Source organism: Nocardia sienata NBRC 100364 (genome assembly GCF_001613205.1).
In the GTDB taxonomy this organism is placed as follows: Bacteria; Actinomycetota; Actinomycetes; order Mycobacteriales; family Mycobacteriaceae; genus Nocardia; species Nocardia sienata.
The window spans coordinates 1-2414 of record NZ_BDBX01000116.1 but is presented as its reverse complement, the minus strand read 5'-3'; the positions used below and the strand labels follow the sequence as shown (position 1 = coordinate 2414).

Below are 2414 nucleotides of genomic sequence, written 5' to 3'. Positions count from 1 at the left end.
GACGTGAAGATCACATACGCCGTATTCGACGCACGCAACGGCGCCACCCGCTCCGCATCCGTCACCGCGACATCGGCATACCCCGAGAGATCGATCTCGTCGACGACCACCACCGGGCGATCCGCGGTGGTGAATCCGTCGGCCGAACTCGTCAGCACACAGACCGGGTCCGCAGTGGCCAGGATGTACTCGGTGCGTTCGGCCGGCTGCTCCGGATCCAGCGGCACGTAGGCACCGCCGGCGGTGACCACCGCGTACATCGCCACAACCAGATCCATCGAGCGGCGCATACCCAGCGCCACCGCAACATCCGGTCCGACACCGAGCGAGACCAGATGCCGCGCCAGGCGGTTCACCCGGCCGGCGAACTCGGCATAGGACAGACCTGTCCCCTCGAACGTCACCGCGGGCGCTTCCGGAGTACGCACTGCCCGGTCGGCGAACAGACCGGCCAGGGTCGCGGCCGGATCGACGGCACGCTCCGGACCGTATCCGCCGCGCAGTACCTCCGAGGCCTCCAACGCGTCGAGCAACGGGAGATCACCGAGCGGACGCTCCGGCGTCTTGACGACGGCCTTGAGCAACCGGACGAATCGCTGGGCGAACCGCGCGACCGTCGCCCGGTCGAACAGATCGGTCGCATAGGTGAAGACCGCGTCGATCCCCGCCGCTGCCGTCCGCTCGCTCAGATCCAGCTGCAGATCGAATTTCGCCGTTTCCAGGGGCATCTCGACCGCGCCGATAACCAGCCCGGACAGCTCCGTGCGCGCCGACGGCGTGTTCTGCAGCGCCAGCATCACCTGGAACAGCGGGTGCCGGGCCTGCGACCGGACCGGGTTGAGGATCTCCACCAAACGTTCGAACGGCAGATCGGCGTGCCCGAACGCGGCGATATCGGTACTGCGGACCGAACCCAGCAGCTCGGTGAACCCGGCCCCGGAATCGACCGGCGTCCGCAGCACCAGGGTGTTGACGAACATACCGATCAAATCGTCGAGCGCGCGTTCACCGCGGCCCGCGATCGGAGTGCCGATCGCGATATCGGTCTCCCCGGACAACCGTGACAACAACACCGCGAACGCCGCGTGCACGGCCATGAACAGGGTCGCGCCTTCGGCCCGCGCCAGTTCGACAAGGCCCGCGTGGGTTTCGGCGTCGATCTCGAACGCATGCGTCGCGCCCCGGCCCGAGGAGATCGCGGGCCGCGCCCGGTCCGCCGGGAGATCCAGTTGATCCGGCAGTCCGGCCAGTTCCTGCGACCAGTACGAGATCTGCTGGTTGATCACCGATTCGGGATCGTCCTCCGCACCCAGCACCTGCCGCTGCCACAGCGCGAAATCGGCGTACTGCACCTCCAGCGGCGCCCAGCCGGGGGCGTCACCGGCGGTACGTGCGACGTAGGCGGTCACCACATCGCGCAGCAGCGGCGCCATCGAGAAACCGTCACCGGAGATGTGATGGACGACCAGGCCGAGCACATGTTCGGACGCGTCGAGCCGGAAGAGCCGGACCCGCAGCGGCACGCCGGAAGTCACATCGAAGCCCTCCGCCACCAGCTCCGTGAGACGGGCGGGCAGCTCGGCCGCCGTAACCTCGATCGGTGCCAGCTCCGGCATCACCTCGGCCGCCGGCAGCACCTGCTGGTACGGAGTCCCGTCGACCTCCGGGTAGAAGGTCCGCAGCGATTCGTGCCGCGCCAGCACATCGCCGACGGCAGCCGCCAGGGCGGCCGTATCGAGATCGCCGGACAGCCGGACCGCGACCGGGATGTTGTCCACGAACGAATCCGGATCGAACCGGTTCAGGAACCACATCCGCTGCTGCGCCAGCGACAGCGGCACCCGCTCCACGACCTCGCCCGTCCCCAGGACCTGGGTCGGACGCGGCTGCGGCACCAGTGCCGCCCGCCCACCGGCCTCGGACCGCAGTTCCGCACGTGCGGCCAGGGCGGCCACTGTGGGCGCTTCGAACAGGACGCGCACCGGGACGTCGACATCCAGCGCCCGGCCGAGGCGAGCCACGACCTGGGTCGCGATCAGCGAGTTTCCGCCCAGCGCGAAGAAGTCGTCGTCGGCGCCGATCCGCTCCGCACCGAGAACATCGGCATAGACACCGGCCACGATCTCCTCGATCGGGGTCGACGGCGCCCGGAATTCCCGCGCCTCGAATTGCGGCTGCGGCAGAGCTCTGCGGTCCAGCTTGCCGGACGGGTTCAGCGGGAACTCGTCCAGCACCATCACGGTCGCCGGCACCATATAGGCCGGCAGGACCCCACGTATAGCGTCGAGCAATTCCGTGGATTCGATCCACGCGCCCGCGGCAGGCACCACATAGGCGACCAGTTGCTCGCCCAGCGGCGACGCCGCGACCGTCACCACGGCCTGACCCACCTGCGGTTGTGCCAGCAGGGCGGA

General features: G+C 68.9%; 1 protein-coding gene. It reads right to left on the bottom strand.

From position 1 onward, the window contains the following. Nucleotides 1-2414 (bottom strand): condensation domain-containing protein (locus NS4_RS30975; RefSeq protein WP_157106354.1); only part of this gene is annotated, 2414 nt, incomplete at both ends.